The sequence below is a fragment of the Rhizobium sp. RU35A genome (genome assembly GCF_900156005.1).
Taxonomy (GTDB): domain Bacteria; phylum Pseudomonadota; class Alphaproteobacteria; order Rhizobiales; family Rhizobiaceae; genus Neorhizobium; species Neorhizobium straminoryzae.
Genome location: NZ_FTMR01000002.1, coordinates 719,724 through 733,490, shown reverse-complemented (window position 1 = coordinate 733,490; position 13,767 = coordinate 719,724). Strand labels below are relative to the sequence as shown.

At 63.0% G+C, this 13,767-nt stretch carries 14 protein-coding genes; 9 read left to right on the top strand and 5 right to left on the bottom strand.

Annotated features, from left to right (window positions below; translation table 11 throughout):
• Positions 1-135: 135 nt before the first annotated feature.
• Entirely contained in the window at positions 136-1,587 is a 1,452-nt protein-coding gene (locus F3H95_RS08085; RefSeq protein WP_149745506.1) for a UdgX family uracil-DNA binding protein, read from the bottom strand.
• Positions 1,587-2,819: a putative DNA modification/repair radical SAM protein gene (locus tag F3H95_RS08080; RefSeq protein ID WP_149745631.1), complete on the bottom strand. Its 1,233-nt coding sequence runs from the start codon at positions 2,817-2,819 to the stop codon at positions 1,587-1,589. Before F3H95_RS08080 ends, F3H95_RS08085 begins: the two co-directional genes overlap by 1 nt.
• A gap of 230 nt (positions 2,820-3,049) precedes the next feature.
• Here F3H95_RS08080 and greA point away from each other — a divergent pair, with 230 nt between their 5' ends.
• The 3 genes from greA to F3H95_RS08065 are packed head-to-tail and all read left to right on the top strand — an operon-like array spanning position 3,050 to position 5,419.
• Positions 3,050-3,526: a transcription elongation factor GreA gene (gene greA / locus F3H95_RS08075; protein WP_143125776.1), complete on the top strand. Its 477-nt coding sequence runs from the start codon at positions 3,050-3,052 to the stop codon at positions 3,524-3,526.
• Positions 3,527-3,540: 14 nt separating this feature from the next.
• Positions 3,541-4,599, top strand: a complete 1,059-nt coding sequence (locus F3H95_RS08070) for a glycosyltransferase family 4 protein (protein WP_244617916.1) — start codon at positions 3,541-3,543, stop codon at positions 4,597-4,599.
• A 7-nt stretch (positions 4,600-4,606) separates the two neighbouring features.
• The gene (locus F3H95_RS08065; RefSeq protein WP_188134320.1) at positions 4,607-5,419 is read left to right on the top strand and encodes a glycosyltransferase family 25 protein; all 813 of its coding nucleotides are present in this window, start codon (positions 4,607-4,609) and stop codon (positions 5,417-5,419) included.
• Between the two features lie 4 nt (positions 5,420-5,423).
• Here the strand turns inward: F3H95_RS08065 and F3H95_RS08060 are convergent, their stop codons facing one another.
• Positions 5,424-5,891, bottom strand: a complete 468-nt coding sequence (locus F3H95_RS08060) for an Lrp/AsnC family transcriptional regulator (RefSeq protein WP_143125779.1) — start codon at positions 5,889-5,891, stop codon at positions 5,424-5,426.
• 247 nt (positions 5,892-6,138) lie between these two features.
• On the opposite strand from F3H95_RS08060, the gene trxB reads away from it, so the two are divergent.
• The 4 genes from trxB to F3H95_RS08040 all read left to right on the top strand — a co-directional run bounded on the left by trxB (position 6,139) and on the right by F3H95_RS08040 (position 10,095).
• Positions 6,139-7,113, top strand: coding sequence for a thioredoxin-disulfide reductase (gene trxB, locus F3H95_RS08055; RefSeq protein ID WP_149745503.1), 975 nt, complete (start codon positions 6,139-6,141; stop codon positions 7,111-7,113).
• Between the two features lie 8 nt (positions 7,114-7,121).
• The gene (locus F3H95_RS08050) at positions 7,122-8,018 is read left to right on the top strand and encodes a LysR family transcriptional regulator VtlR (protein ID WP_342782392.1); all 897 of its coding nucleotides are present in this window, start codon (positions 7,122-7,124) and stop codon (positions 8,016-8,018) included.
• Between the two features lie 575 nt (positions 8,019-8,593).
• Entirely contained in the window at positions 8,594-8,890 is a 297-nt protein-coding gene (locus tag F3H95_RS08045; RefSeq protein WP_143125782.1) for a metalloregulator ArsR/SmtB family transcription factor, read from the top strand.
• An 83-nt stretch (positions 8,891-8,973) separates the two neighbouring features.
• Positions 8,974-10,095, top strand: a complete 1,122-nt coding sequence (locus F3H95_RS08040) for an alkene reductase (protein WP_149745502.1) — start codon at positions 8,974-8,976, stop codon at positions 10,093-10,095.
• Between the two features lie 74 nt (positions 10,096-10,169).
• Here F3H95_RS08040 and F3H95_RS08035 read toward each other — a convergent pair whose 3' ends face one another.
• Complete coding sequence (locus F3H95_RS08035; protein ID WP_149745501.1) at positions 10,170-11,213, bottom strand: SDR family oxidoreductase; 1,044 nt, start codon at positions 11,211-11,213, stop codon at positions 10,170-10,172.
• Positions 11,214-11,315: 102 nt separating this feature from the next.
• On the opposite strand from F3H95_RS08035, the gene F3H95_RS08030 reads away from it, so the two are divergent.
• Together F3H95_RS08030 and F3H95_RS08025 are read left to right on the top strand one after the other, a co-directional pair.
• Positions 11,316-12,233: a LysR family transcriptional regulator gene (locus tag F3H95_RS08030; RefSeq protein WP_149745500.1), complete on the top strand. Its 918-nt coding sequence runs from the start codon at positions 11,316-11,318 to the stop codon at positions 12,231-12,233.
• A gap of 61 nt (positions 12,234-12,294) precedes the next feature.
• Positions 12,295-13,251, top strand: a complete 957-nt coding sequence (locus F3H95_RS08025) for a sterol desaturase family protein (protein ID WP_244617915.1) — start codon at positions 12,295-12,297, stop codon at positions 13,249-13,251.
• A 49-nt stretch (positions 13,252-13,300) separates the two neighbouring features.
• Here F3H95_RS08025 and F3H95_RS08020 read toward each other — a convergent pair whose 3' ends face one another.
• On the bottom strand, positions 13,301-13,570 hold the full coding sequence (locus tag F3H95_RS08020; RefSeq protein WP_149745498.1) for a DUF2188 domain-containing protein: 270 nt from the start codon (positions 13,568-13,570) through the stop codon (positions 13,301-13,303).
• Positions 13,571-13,767 lie beyond the last annotated feature (197 nt).

Here is a 13,767-nt window from a genome sequence, read left to right as displayed (position 1 = left end):
CTCCGGGCGCAATAATTATGCGCGTATTGCGAAATTATACAACCTTAAGAATTCAGGGAATTCTGCGTGCGGCAAGTCAAATGGACATCAATACAGCGGGAGGATTGCGTTATCGCTGTGGAGTTTACGAAAAAATCATGACGCGGCACCAAGCACATGCAGAAGGTCTTCACGGAACCGCGCATCTTCCGCCTGCCGTGCCTGAGGATCGGGAAGGCGCAGCAGATAAGACGGATGCACCGTGACCAGCAGCCGGCGCCCCTCCGTCATGCCGAGCATCTGGCCGCGTACGTCTGACAGACGGCGCCGCTCTCCGGTCAACGAGAAATAGGCGGTCGCGCCGAGGGCAACGATCAACCGGGGGCGGATCAGATCCACCTCCTGTTTCAGCCACCAGCGGCATTGGGCAATCTCCGCTTCGTTCGGCTTCTGGTGGATGCGCCGCTTGCCGCGCGGTTCGTACTTGAAGTGCTTGACCGCATTGGTGACGTAAAGCGCGGCGCGCTTCACGCCGATCTCGGAAAGAACCGCATCGAACAGTCTGCCGGCCGGGCCGACGAAGGGATGTCCGGAAAGATCCTCTTGGTCACCGGGCTGTTCGCCGACCACCATCACGCGCGCATCCTTCGGTCCCTCGCCGAACACGGTCTGCGTGGCGTGGCAATGAAGGGGGCAGCGGGTGCAGGCGCGTGCCGCCTCGCGCACCGCTTCCCATGAGCCCGCCGGCACAATGTCGTCCGCCCCGCGTTCCGCCTGCCGCGCCTGCAGGCGCGCATGGAAGGCCGGCGGCTGCGAGGTGGCCCTTTCCGCCATTTCCCGCACCTTCGCCTCTGCATTGGCGATGAGTTCAGGAATAAGCTCGGCCTCCGGCAGGTTCTTCCAGTATTTCCGCGGCATTTCCGCGGTCATCGCCTTCACCTTCAGCCGTGCCGGATTGAAGATGTTGGCATAATAGATGCGCCACAGATCGTCCGCATCGTCGCGGATCTCGGGTTTGTCGGCCGGGGCATCGCTCACCGTCAGTTGCTCGCCATCCCAGGCGGCCGATCCCTTCGGCGTCGCGATCACCCAGTCCATGTCGAAGAAGCGGCGGCGGAAGAAGGGCGCCATCCGCGCTACGATGAAATGATCGGGCTCGAACCAGGCCAGGAAGGAGCGGCGGCGGCCGGTCGGATCGCTGGAGGCCACCTCCTTGAAGCGGACGAAGGCCTTCATCTTGTGGCTGTCGCGCCGCACCGATTTTTCCAGCCTGCGCGCCGCCATCACATCCGGATCGGAGACGACCTGCAACAGATGGCGGTCGCCGCGAAGGCGCCACAGCAGCCGATAGAGCAGATCGAACCGCCCCGGCTCAGAATGGCAGATCACGGTTTCCGCCAGGTCCACGAAGGCCGGCGGCACCGTGACCGCCCTTCGCTCCGCCGGCAATGCGAGAGCCTGCCGTTCTGCGAAACCGGAAAGCGCACCGCCCTCCCCGGCGATCCGCCAGGCCACCGCGCCCGGTTCGATGTCATTGAACAGCAGCAGGCGCGCGGCATCGCGCCATTCCTCAAATTCGCCGCGCCCTTTCAGGAAGATCGTCTGCATCAGAATAGCGCCAGCTGTTCCGGTTTCGGCGCAAACAGGTCCCTCAGATCGGAGCGCTCCAGCAGCCGGTTCGGCGTCCAGCCTTCGGCCACGATGAAGGGCTGCACCTTGCGCAACGACACGCCGAGCCGACCGAGATCCTCCAGCCGGATGCGACGGAAACGGCGCGAGGACAGGATGGCATTGACCGTCTTTGTGCCGAAACCCGGCACGCGCAGCAACAGCTCCTTGCCTGCCCGGTTCACGTCCACCGGAAAGCGCTCGCGATGCGCCAACGCCCAGGCGAGCTTCGGGTCGAGGTCGAGATCGAGATTGCCATCTGCGGTCACCGCCGTGATCTCGCCGATCTCGAAGCCATAGAAGCGGTAGAGCCAGTCCGCCTGATAGAGTCGGTGCTCGCGCATCAGCGGCGGCTTGACCAGAGGCAGCTTGGCGGACGCATCCGGAATGGGACTGAAGGCGGAGTAATAGACGCGCTTCAGGCCATAGCTGCCGTAAAGCCTTGCACTGGTGCCGAGAATGGTGGCGTCGTTTGCCCCATCGGCACCGACGATCATCTGCGTGCTCTGCCCGGCCGGTACGAAATGACGGCGCCTCTTCGTGCGCAGCGTAGGCTCGGCCGCATCCTCGATCTTCAGCCGCAATTCGCCCATGGCGCGACGGATGTTTGCCGGCTTCTTTTCCGGCGCGAACCGCCCGATGCCGCTGTCGGTCGGAAGCTCGATATTGATCGACAGGCGGTCCGCATAAAGCCCCGCCTCCTCGATCAGCGCGGCCGAGGCTTCCGGAATGGTCTTCAGATGAATGTAGCCGCGGAAGTTATGGGTGGTGCGCAGCTCGCGCGCAATGCGTACCATTTCCTCCATCGTGTGGTCGGAGGAACGGATGATGCCGGAGGAGAGAAACAGGCCCTCGATATAATTGCGCCGGTAGAATTCCAGCGTCAGCCAGATCACCTCTTCCGGCGTAAAGCGCGCCCGCTCCACATTCGAGGAGGATCGGTTGATGCAATAGGCACAGTCATAGATGCAGAAATTGGTGAGCAGGATCTTCAAGAGAGAGATACAGCGCCCGTCCGGCGCATAGGCATGGCAGATGCCTGATCCTTCCGTCGAGCCCAGCCCGCCCAAGCCCGCGGAATGGCGTTTCGTCGTGCCGCTCGATGCGCAGGAGGCATCGTATTTGGCGGCATCCGAGAGAATGGCGAGACGTTCTTTCAGCGACTTCTTCATTAGCTTGTTCACTATACGTTCTGGTCGTCTCCGTCAAGATGCGGTTACCCCGGCGACAGACCACCTTGCTCGTGCTGGGCGGCGCCCTATTTCGAATTTTCTGGAAATTCGCGTCACGATTCTGCTATGATTCGCGAAGTTCAGGTTTTCACAGGGTTCCGGGGCATCCCTCCGGGACCTGTTTCTTTTTGTGGCCGCCGGTTGCGGCCATGAGACTGAGGAAAAGAGAAATGGTTGATAAGGTACCGATGACGCCGTCCGGATTCGCCAAGCTGCAGGAAGAACTGCGCTGGCGCCAGCAGGAGGAACGTCCCCGCATCATCGAGGCCATTGCCGAAGCCCGCGCCCATGGCGACCTTTCGGAAAATGCCGAGTACCATGCCGCCAAGGAAGCGCAGAGCCACAACGAAGGCCGCATCACCGAGCTGGAAGACCTGACGGCGCGCGCCGAAGTGATCGACCTTACCAAGATGTCCGGCTCCAAGATCAAGTTCGGCGCCCGGGTCAAGCTCGTGGATGAAGATACCGAAGAAGAGAAGGTCTACCAGATCGTCGGCGACCAGGAAGCCGATGTGAAGGAAGGCCGCATCTCCATCTCCTCACCGATTGCGCGCGCGCTGATCGGCAAGGAAGTGGGCGACAGCATTGAAGTGAACGCACCCGGCGGCTCCAAGGCCTACGAAGTGCTGTCCGTCAGCTGGGGCTGAGAGCCCCTGATCCTGTGACACGCGATCTCGCACAGGTCGAGGTCATCGCCCCGCACTTCAAGCGAAGACTGTCGGGCGTGACCTCCACCGTCATCCAGCTGGTGCCAGTTCAAAACAGCCTCGGCCAGAAGGTCGTAACCTTCGGGCCGGGCCTGCCCTCGCATCTGCCGTCGATGTCTGCCGCCGACCTGTGGCGCCTGTGGCGTTCGCCCGCCGGACGCCGTTACCGGGTCTGGCATGCGCGGCGCAATATCGAGATGCTGCCCGGCATTCTGCTGCGCGATGTGCTGCGCATGCCGCTGAAGCTCGTCTTCACCTCGGCCTCGCAGCGCAGGCATACCGGCTGGACGAAATGGCTGATCTCGAAAATGGACCGGGTAATCGCCGTCTGCCAGAAAACCGCGTCCTATCTGGAGCGGGAGAGCACCGTCATCCTGCACGGCATCGATCTCGAGCGCTTTTCGCCCGCCGGGGACAAGGCGGCCGCGAAACAGGCGCTCGGCCTCCATCCGGCCCGCCGCCATGTCGGCTGCTTCGGCCGCGTGCGCCATCAGAAGGGCACCGATCTCTTCGTGGATTCGATGATCCGGCTTTTGCCCGACCATCCGGACTGGGTGGCGGTGGTCGCAGGGCGCGCCACCGCCAAGCATGTTGCCTTCGAGGATGAACTGAAAGCGAAGGTGAAGACCGCCGGCCTTGGCGATCGCATCCTCTTTGTCGGCGAGCACACCAATATCAACGACTGGTACCGGGCGCTCGATCTGTTCGTCGCGCCACAACGCTGGGAAGGCTTTGGGCTGACCCCGCTCGAAGCCATGGCAAGCGCCGTGCCGGTGATTGCCGCCGATGTCGGGGCCTTTGCCGAACTGATCCTCGACGGAGAGACGGGCCGGATGGTGGAGCGCGGTTCGCTCGACAGCTTTGTCGATGGCATAACCCCCTATCTTGCAGACCAGACGCTCTGCCGCGAGCACGGCGCGCACGCCCTCGCCCATATGCGCGCCCATTTTTCCATCGAGCGCGAAGCGAAAGCGATCGGCGAGGTCTATGCGGACCTGCTGGACGCCGGATGAGGCCATCGTGACCATCTACGTGATCAATCTCGACCGCGCCACCGAACGCATGGCCCGCATGCAGGTGCTGCTCGAGGCGCGCGGCCTGCCCTTCCGGCGGATCCCCGCCGTGGACGGAAGGGCTCTGCCGCAGGAGACGCTGGCCGAATGGTCCGGCCGGCATGCCGATGGCAGCCTGATCCTGTCCCCCGGCGAAATCGGCATCCTGCTCAGCCAGCGGGAGGCCTGGTCGCTGATCGCGGCGGAGGGCGTTCCCGGCATCGTCTTCGAGGATGATATCCATCTGGCCAAGGGTGCGGAAACCCTGCTCGCGAACCTCGCCTGGCTGCCCGCCGATGCCGATCTCGTGAAATTCGAAACCACCGGCCGCAAGATTGCCGTGTCGCGCCGGCAGCAGGCGATTGCGCCCGGCATCCAGCTCGCCAGGCTCCGCAGCGCCCATCTCGGCGCCGCCGGCTATATCGTGACGCCGGCAGCCGCCCGGCGTCTGCTGGCAGTGGTGCGGCGGATCGACCGGGCCGTCGACCACGAGATTTTTGATCCCGTCGCCCCCCTGTTCGCGGAACTGACCATCTACCAGACGATCCCGGCGCTGTGCATTCAGGACCAGTTCGTCCGCCGCCAGCAACTGGGTCTCGGCGGAGAGATCGAGCGCGCCTGGGCGATCGAGAAGAAGAAGCGGAAGCTCCCCCTGCCGCAAAAGGTTCTGCGCGAAGGGCGGCGGCTTGGTACGCAGTTCGCCTTCGCCTGGGCCGGCTCGCCGCTCAATCCCCTGAGCAAATCGACCACGCTGCGCGTGCCCTTTGCGGGGGACGCCTGAACCCTCACACCTCCACCAGCCCCAGCTTCTTCACCTGGCGGATGGTCAGCATGGTGCGCACGGTATCGACATGTTCGTTGGCGGCCAGCACCTCGATCACGAAGTCCTGGAAGCTGGTCAGGTTTTCGGCCGTGCAGCGCAGCAGGAAATCGCTGTCGCCGGAAACCATCCAGGCCTCGCGCACGATCGGCCAGCTCTGGGCGAGCGCCGCGAAGGCCTTGAGATTGGCTTCCGACTGATGCTTGAGACCGACCAGGCAGAAAGCAACGAGGTCGAAGCCGAGCTTCGGGCCGTTGAGGATCGCGGCATAGCCCTCGATCACGCCCGCCTCTTCCAGCTTGCGCACGCGGCGCAGGCAGGGCGGCGCGGAAATGCCGACGCGCTCGGCCAGTTCCACGTTCGTCATGCGGCCATCCCGCTGCAGTTCGCGCAGGATCTTGATGTCGATGGCGTCGAGTTCAGCTCTGAGCACGGGAAACCTCATGTCGGTTTTTGCCATGCTATTAGCCAAAGGAATCCCGAACGCAAGGATTGCGCGCAAGATTATGTCGCCATAGCGCACCATTATTGTGCGTAACTTGGTCTGCCATGCCTTCGACGCAGTGCTGACCTTGAATTGGCGCATGGAACGTTCATAAATGAGCGTGAAAGGCGTCGAACGCTTGCGCCTGCACGGCAAGTTGCACGCGCGCGCGATGCCAGCTGAAAGGAAAACTGCAATGTCTGCCCGCCATGCCCACGTTCTCATCATCGGCTCCGGCCCGGCCGGTTATACGGCCGCCATCTATGCCGCCCGCGCCATGCTGAAGCCGGTGCTGATCGCCGGCATGGAACAGGGCGGTCAGCTGATGATCACCACCGATGTGGAGAACTATCCGGGCTTTGCCGATCCGATCCAGGGTCCCTGGCTGATGGACCAGATGCTGAAGCAGGCAAAGCATGTGGGCGCGGAGATCGTCAACGATCTCGTGACCGAAGTGCAGCTGGCGCAGCGCCCCTTCATCATCCGCACCGACTCCGGCCAGGTCTGGACCGCCGATACGCTGATCATCGCAACCGGTGCCAAGGCCAAGTGGCTCGGCATCGAGAGCGAGCAGCATTTCCAGGGCTTTGGCGTCTCCGCCTGCGCCACCTGCGACGGCTTCTTCTATCGCAACCGCGATGTCATCGTGGTCGGCGGCGGAAATTCCGCCGTCGAGGAAGCGCTCTATCTCTCCAATATCGCGAAATCGGTGACCGTCGTGCATCGCCGCGACAGCTTCCGTTCGGAAAAGATCCTGCAGGAGCGCCTGTTCCAGCGCCCGAATGTCGAGGTCGTCTGGAACAGCGAAGTGGCCGAGATCACCGGCGAGCCGGCAAAGCCGCCGATGCCGCCGTCGGTCAACGGCGTGAAGCTGCGCAACACGCTGACCGGCGAGATCAGCGAGCGCGCCACCCACGGCGTCTTCGTGGCAATCGGCCATGCGCCGGCAACCGAACTGTTCAAGGGACAGGTCCGGCTGAAGGACAATGGCTATATGTGGACGGCGCCGGATTCGACGGCGACGAACATTCCCGGCGTGTTTGCCGCCGGCGACGTGACCGACGACACCTTCCGCCAGGCCATCACCGCGGCCGGCATGGGCTGCATGGCAGCGCTTGAAGCGGAACGCTATCTCGCGGGCATCCAGCCCGTGGCCGAAGCAGCGGAGTAACAATGGGCGTGCCACTCGACTGGGACAAATTGCGCATTTTTCACGCGGCGGCGGAGGCCGGCTCGTTTACCCACGCAGCCGACAAGCTCCACCTGTCCCAGTCGGCCATCAGCCGTCAGGTCAGCGCGCTGGAACAGGATGTGGGCGTCAAGCTCTTCCATCGCCATGCGCGCGGCCTCATCCTGACGGAACAGGGCGAGCTTCTCTATCGCACCGCCCATGACGTGCTGCTGAAGCTCGAAAGCGTCAAGGTGCAGCTGACGGAGACGACGGAGAAGCCGAGCGGCAAGCTGCGCGTCACCACCACGGTCGGTCTCGGCCAGGGCTGGCTGACCGACAAGGTGCAGGAGTTCCTGCAGCTCTATCCGGAAATGTCGATCCAGCTGATCCTCGACAACGAGGAGCTGGACGTGAACATGCGCCATGCGGATTGCGCGATCCGCCTGCGCCAGCCGCAGCAATCGGACCTCATCCAGCGCAAGCTGTTTACCGTGCACATGCACGTCTACGCGGCGCCCTCCTACATCAACCGCTTCGGCGAGCCGCAGACGATCGAGGATCTCGACAACCACCGCATCATCACCTTCGGCGAGCCGGCGCCGAACTATCTGCTCGACGTCAACTGGCTGGAATATGCCGGGCGCAATTCCGATAATCCGCGCCTGCCGCACCTGCAGATCAACAGCCAGACCTCGATCAAACGGGCCTGCCTGCTCGGAATCGGCATCGCCGTGCTGCCGGATTACATCGTCGGGCGCGATCCAGGGCTGATTCAGCTGGCCATCAATGCCGACATTCCGTCCTTCGATACCTATTTCTGCTATCCGGACGAGATGAAGAATGCAGCCAAGCTGAAGGTTTTCCGCGACTTCATCGTGGCCAAGGCGCGCAACTGGAATTTCTGAGCGACCCTACGCTGCCCGTGAGACCTGCGTTTTGTCAACGAATTCGGGGGCTTGGCCTGCATGATGGGCAGCGGCAGAAAGTTATTTCGCATAGCATTGCGCGATCCGCATGGCTGCGTTGCACAAAAATGCATTGTTCACTGCACAAGAAAGCACCATATCGCACACAGCTGATGCACATGGTGGCTTTTCCTCCCAGTTCCACCGCAGCAGCTGTTCCCCTCTGGAGGTTTTTTGACCTTCACACTTATAAGGGCCCTGGAGCAATCCGGTGGCCCTCTTTTTTTAACGGCCTGTTGCCCGTAACTCCCAAAATTCGTTGAGAGAACCGCCTGCGCCTCTTGTCGCGCGAGATGATCCCACCCATATTGAAGGTAGCTGGTGCGTCCTGGCGACATCCCCTCGTTGCCCTGCGCCGGCTGTTCCCCTCTGGAGGTTTTTTAACCTTCACACTTCAGGCCTCGGGCATTCCGGGGCCTTTTTTTTGCTTAGCAGCACGACCCCCTTTAAATCGGAAAAACGCGATCCATATATCGTTCAGAAGCGATTTAAGACCGTTTCCGAAGGATCGCAGCATGGACAAGACCGAAATCCTGAAAGCCCTCTCGCATCCGGCGCGCGTGGAATTCCTCGAATGGATGCGGCAGCCCGAGGCCCACTTTTCCTCCCAGGCGCACCCGCTCGACATGGGGATCTGCGCCAACCAGTTCGAGAAGCGCTGCGGTCTCTCCCAGTCGACGGTGTCTGCGCATCTGTCGACGCTGGAAAAGGCAGGGCTGGTCAAGACCACCAAGGTCGGACAGTGGACCTTCTACCAGCGTGACGAGGAGATGATCCGCCAGTTTCTGACCCATTTGGGAGAGACGCTCTGAGCGCTTCATTGCCTCACCCGTCCTCCCGCCCCTCCCCATTCACTCCCCATTCACTCCCAAGACATCCAGAAAGAGGATATCCCATGCCGACATTGTTCGATGAGGTCACATTTGGCGATCTTTCGCTGAAAAATCGCGTGGTCATGGCCCCGCTCACCCGCAACCGCTCGCCGAAGGCGATCCCGAACGACCTCAACGTCGTCTATTACGACCAGCGCGCCACGGCAGGACTGATCGTCTCGGAAGGCACCGCCATCACGCAGCAGGGCCAGGGTTATGCCGATGTGCCCGGCCTCTATCTGCCGGAAGCGCTGGCGGGCTGGAAGAAGATCACCGATACCGTGCATGCGCGCGGCGGCAGGATCGTCGCCCAGCTCTGGCATGTCGGCCGCGTCTCGCATGTCTCGCTGCAGCCGAACGGCCAGGCGCCGGTGGCCCCGTCAGCGATTGCCGCCAAGTCCAAGACCTATATCATCAATGCAGACGGCACCGGCGGGTTTGCCGAAACCTCCACGCCGCGGGCGCTGGAGCTTGCCGAACTGCCGGGCATCGTCGAGGATTTTCGCAAGGCTGCACGCGGTGCCGTGGATGCCGGCTTTGACGGCGTCGAGATCCACGCCGCCAACGGCTATCTGCTCGACCAGTTCATGAAGGATGGCGCCAACAAGCGCGAGGATGCCTATGGCGGCTCGATCGAGAACCGCATCCGCCTGACGCTCGAAGTGGTCGATGCCGTCGCACAGGAAATCGGCGCCGGCAGGACGGGCATCCGCCTGTCGCCCACCACGCCTGCCAATGATGTCAGCGACAGCAATCCGCAGGCCGTGTTCAATGCGGTTGTGGAAGCACTCGCCACCCGCAACCTCGCCTTCATCCATGTCATCGAGGGCGCCACCGGCGGTCCCCGTGATCATCAGTACGAAGGCACACGCTTCGATTACCACGCCTTCAAGCAGGCCTATGTTGCGGCCGGCGGCAGGGGCGCCTGGATGTTGAACAACGGCTATACGGCGGAGAGTGCTGCCGAAGCCGTGGCCAGCGGCAAGGCGGACCTCGTCTCCTTCGGCAAGCCGTTTATCGCCAATCCGGATCTGGTGCGCCGCATCCGCGATGGCGCGGCCTGGAACACCATCAATCCGCAGACCCTCTATGGCGGTGGCGCGGAAGGCTATACGGATTATCCGGCACTCGACGCCGCCGAATAAACCCGACCTGACATTTGTCTCACGGAGGCCCGCCCTCAAGGCGGGCCTCTTCATGTTTCGGGAACCGGCGGCCCTCAGACCGGGCCGGCAACGGGCTTGCCCGCACGCGTCCGGCCCTCGGCCCTGCCATGGGTCTCATCCGGAAGGCATCCAAGGTCGCGCAGGGTGGTGCGAAGGGCATCATCGAGCGGAGTCTGCGGCTCGGCCCCGAGAAAGGCACGCAGCTTTGCATTGGAAAGCCGCACCGGGCGTTGCCAGAGATAGCGCATTTCCAGCACCTCGCGGAACAGCGGCACGAAGGGGCTGGCCAGCACCACCGCCCACCAGGGGAAGCGCCGATGCGAGAGCGGATGGCCGACAACCCGCTCGATGGCCTCGGCCATCTGCACGCCGCTGTGATCCCACACCCCGTCCATGTGGAAGGTCTCGAAGGAACCGAGCCGGTCCGGCATCGACAGCAGACGCACCATGGTTTCGGCGACATCGGGCAGATAGGCCCACTGGTGGCCGATGCCGGGGCGGGCAACGAAGCCGACCGAGCGCAGCGGCTTTCCCGGCTTGACCACGCCTTGCGCAAACCAGCTGTTGGCAGACCCGGGGCCGAAGAAATCGCCGGCACGAACGATCAGCACCGGCACGCCCTCTTTCGCAGCAACCTGCAGCCGCTGCTCCATCTGCACACGGATGGTGCCCTTTCGCGTCAGCGGCTTCTGCGGGCTTGTTTCCGCAATCAGCGGAAAACTGTCGGGACCATAATTGTAGACGGTGCCGGGCAGCAGGATGCGCGCCCCGTTTTCACGAGCGGCGGCAATCGTATTCTCCAGCATCGGCATCACCAGCTTGTCCCAGTCGCGGTAGCCGGGCGGATTGACCGCATGAACGATGAGGCGCGCGCCCTGCGCGGCAGAGCGCACCGCTTCGGCATCCATGGCGTCACCCTGTCTCCAGTCGAAGGCGGGTTCCCTGGCTGCAACCTCCGCCGCCTTGCGGTTCAGGGCGCGGATGCGCCAGCCCTCCTGCAGCAGACGGCGGGCCACCGCGCCACCAATGCCGCCGGTGGCGCCGAGCACCAGTGCCAGCGGCTGTTCGGTCTGGGACAATGCGATCTGGTTCTGCATGGCGGCAACTCCTTGTCTTGTGCCTTGTGTTTCGATGGCTGGAGTATCCGCGCAAACGGCGCTATACAAAATTGCCGAAACATGTGGAGCAATCATTCAAAAATGAATGACCCCGACTGGAGCCTCTACCGCACCTTTCTTGCCGTCTGCCGCACAGGCTCGCTGTCGGGCGCCGCGCGGGACCTGGGGCTGACCCAGCCGACGGCCGGCCGCCACGTGGATGAACTGGAACGGCTGCTGCGCCGCACGCTGTTTACCCGCTCCCCGCATGGGCTGATGCCGACGGATGCGGCGCTTGAAATCCGCCCCTACGCGGAAAGTCTCGCAACGACCGCCGCCGCTCTTCTGCGACAGGTCTCCGGCGCCACGGAGCGCGTGGAAGGGGTGGTGCGTATCACGGCAAGCGATGTCATCGGGGTGGAGGTGCTTCCGCCGATCCTGGTCCGCCTGCAGGCCGCCCATCCCGGTCTGGTGGTGGAATTGTCGCTCTCCGATCAGGTCGAGGACCTTCTGCATCGGGAGGCGGATGTGGCCGTGCGCATGACACGGCCCGTGCAGGATGCACTGGTGGTGCGCTCCATCGGCGAGATCGAACTCGGTCTTTACGCGCATCCCGACTACCTGACGCAGGCGGGAACGCCGGAAACGTTTGCCGACCTTTCCCTCCACCGCATGATCGGGTTCGACCGGCAGACGGCCTTCGTGCGCATGGCGGCGGCCGAAATGCGGCGCCTTAATCCCGGCTTTTCCACCGTGGAGGAAATCGGCTGGCATTACCGCACCGACAACAATCTGGCCCAGCTTGCCGCCATCCGTGCTGGCGCTGGCATCGGCTTTTGTCAGACACGGCTGGCGGAACGCGAGCCCCGGCTGCAGCGTGTCTTGCCAGAGGTCCGCTATCCGCTCCCCAGTTGGGTGGCCATGCACGAAGACCTGAAGACGTCGCCACGCTGCCGCGCCACATTCGATGCCCTTGTCGAAGGGTTGCAGGACTATGTCTCGCCCCCCTCAAGCCGGTAGACGACGCCCGCCCGCCGCGGCTATACAGGCGGCATTGGCAACAGCCGGATCGAGGCGTCTCGTGATTCATGCTTTCGCTGCCCGTGCCTTTTGGCCGGCTTTCCTGGCCGGCGGTCTGATCGGCACCTATTTCGCGTTCCAGTCCTCCAGCCCGCTCTTCTGGTTCAATGTGGTCTATCTCTCGGTGGTGGCGCTGATTGCGCTTGCTGAACGCCTGATGCCCTACGAGAACGAATGGCTGCAGGCCGATGGCGAAACCTTCAACAATGTCGCCCATACGCTGCTGAGCAAGGGGGCGGTGCAGGTGTTTGCTGCGATCGGCGCCTCGCTGCCGATGGGTATAGCCAGCATCGTGCAGCCGCTGACCGAGCCGCAGTTCGATCTGTGGCCCCAGCATGCGCCGATGGTGCTGCAGGTCGTGCTCGGACTGATCGTCGCCGAGTTCGGCCTTTATGCCGCCCACCGCATTGCTCATGAAAACCTGTTCCTCTGGCGCTTCCACGCGCTGCATCACAGTGTCAGCCGGCTTTGGGTGGTCAATACCGGGCGTTTCCACTTCATCGATTCCGGATTCAAGATCGCGCTCAGCCAGATCCCGCTCTATCTGATCGGCGCGCCGCTGCCAGTCTTCCTGTGGATCGGCGCGGTGACGGCCTTTGTCGGCCTGCTCACCCACTGCAACATCGCGGTCAACACCGGCCTTCTCGATTACATCTTCAGCACGCCGCGCCTGCACCGCTGGCACCATTCCAAGGTGATTGCCGAGGGCAACACCAATTACGGCGAAAACCTCGTGCTCTGGGACCAGATCTTCGGCACCTATTTCAACCCGCCCCGCGAACCCTCGACCGATATCGGTATCACCGGGCGCGTGTCGCCGCATTTCATCGGCCAGCTGGTGCAGCCATTCTCGAAAAAGGGTGCACGCCAGATCCTCGGCAAGGCGCCGAAGCCGGTCCCTTCCACCGTCAGCGAACAACCGATCGCAGCCATGGACGAAGCCGCCCCGTTACCCTGAGGGAACGGGGACGGTCGCTTGCGGCTGGATGCGGCGAGGCCGGGATCTTTCAGTGACGCACGGCGCGCGCCGCATAATCCGCGTCGTCGACCTCTGCCTCGGGGCGGTCGCCGCCATCGCTGTATTCCACGTGCCAGTTGCCGTCCGCATCCTGCCAGCTGATTTCCTCGGGATCGCCGCCCACCTGCTGTTCGGCAGCAACAATACGGGCCGCCGCCAGCGCATCGCGATGGCTCGGGAAGGTTTCGGAATAGACATCGCCCATCCGGTAGGCCCAGCCGCCATCATGCTGCACCACCTTGTAGATCACCTTGGTCATGGTTTTCCTCCTGTCTGTCCTTCAGTTATCCATTGATCCACGGACGGAATTCGAAACCACGGGCTTCGGTTCCGTCGGCAGTCCTGTCGGCAGAGGCAACGGAAACGGTTCGGCGGCAGCGGCGTGACGCAGGAACAGGCCGGATGCCGGCTTGATCGCTCCGGGCATCGCCATAGATTGCTCCCACACAAGCAGGA

What these genes read in the sequence shown, in the direction of transcription:
- F3H95_RS08085 (WP_149745506.1), bottom strand. Translation starts at nt 1,587, where the DNA reads ATGCAGACGATCTTCCTGAAAGGGCGCGGCGAATTTGAGGAATGGCGC.
- F3H95_RS08035 (WP_149745501.1), bottom strand. Translation starts at nt 11,213, where the DNA reads ATGCAGAACCAGATCGCATTGTCCCAGACCGAACAGCCGCTGGCACTG.
- F3H95_RS08080 (WP_149745631.1), bottom strand. Translation starts at nt 2,819, where the DNA reads ATGAAGAAGTCGCTGAAAGAACGTCTCGCCATTCTCTCGGATGCCGCC.
- F3H95_RS08040 (WP_149745502.1), top strand. Translation starts at nt 8,974, where the DNA reads ATGCCGACATTGTTCGATGAGGTCACATTTGGCGATCTTTCGCTGAAA.
- F3H95_RS08030 (WP_149745500.1), top strand. Translation starts at nt 11,316, where the DNA reads ATGAATGACCCCGACTGGAGCCTCTACCGCACCTTTCTTGCCGTCTGC.
- greA (WP_143125776.1), top strand. Translation starts at nt 3,050, where the DNA reads ATGGTTGATAAGGTACCGATGACGCCGTCCGGATTCGCCAAGCTGCAG.
- F3H95_RS08020 (WP_149745498.1), bottom strand. Translation starts at nt 13,570, where the DNA reads ATGACCAAGGTGATCTACAAGGTGGTGCAGCATGATGGCGGCTGGGCC.
- F3H95_RS08045 (WP_143125782.1), top strand. Translation starts at nt 8,594, where the DNA reads ATGGACAAGACCGAAATCCTGAAAGCCCTCTCGCATCCGGCGCGCGTG.
- trxB (WP_149745503.1), top strand. Translation starts at nt 6,139, where the DNA reads ATGTCTGCCCGCCATGCCCACGTTCTCATCATCGGCTCCGGCCCGGCC.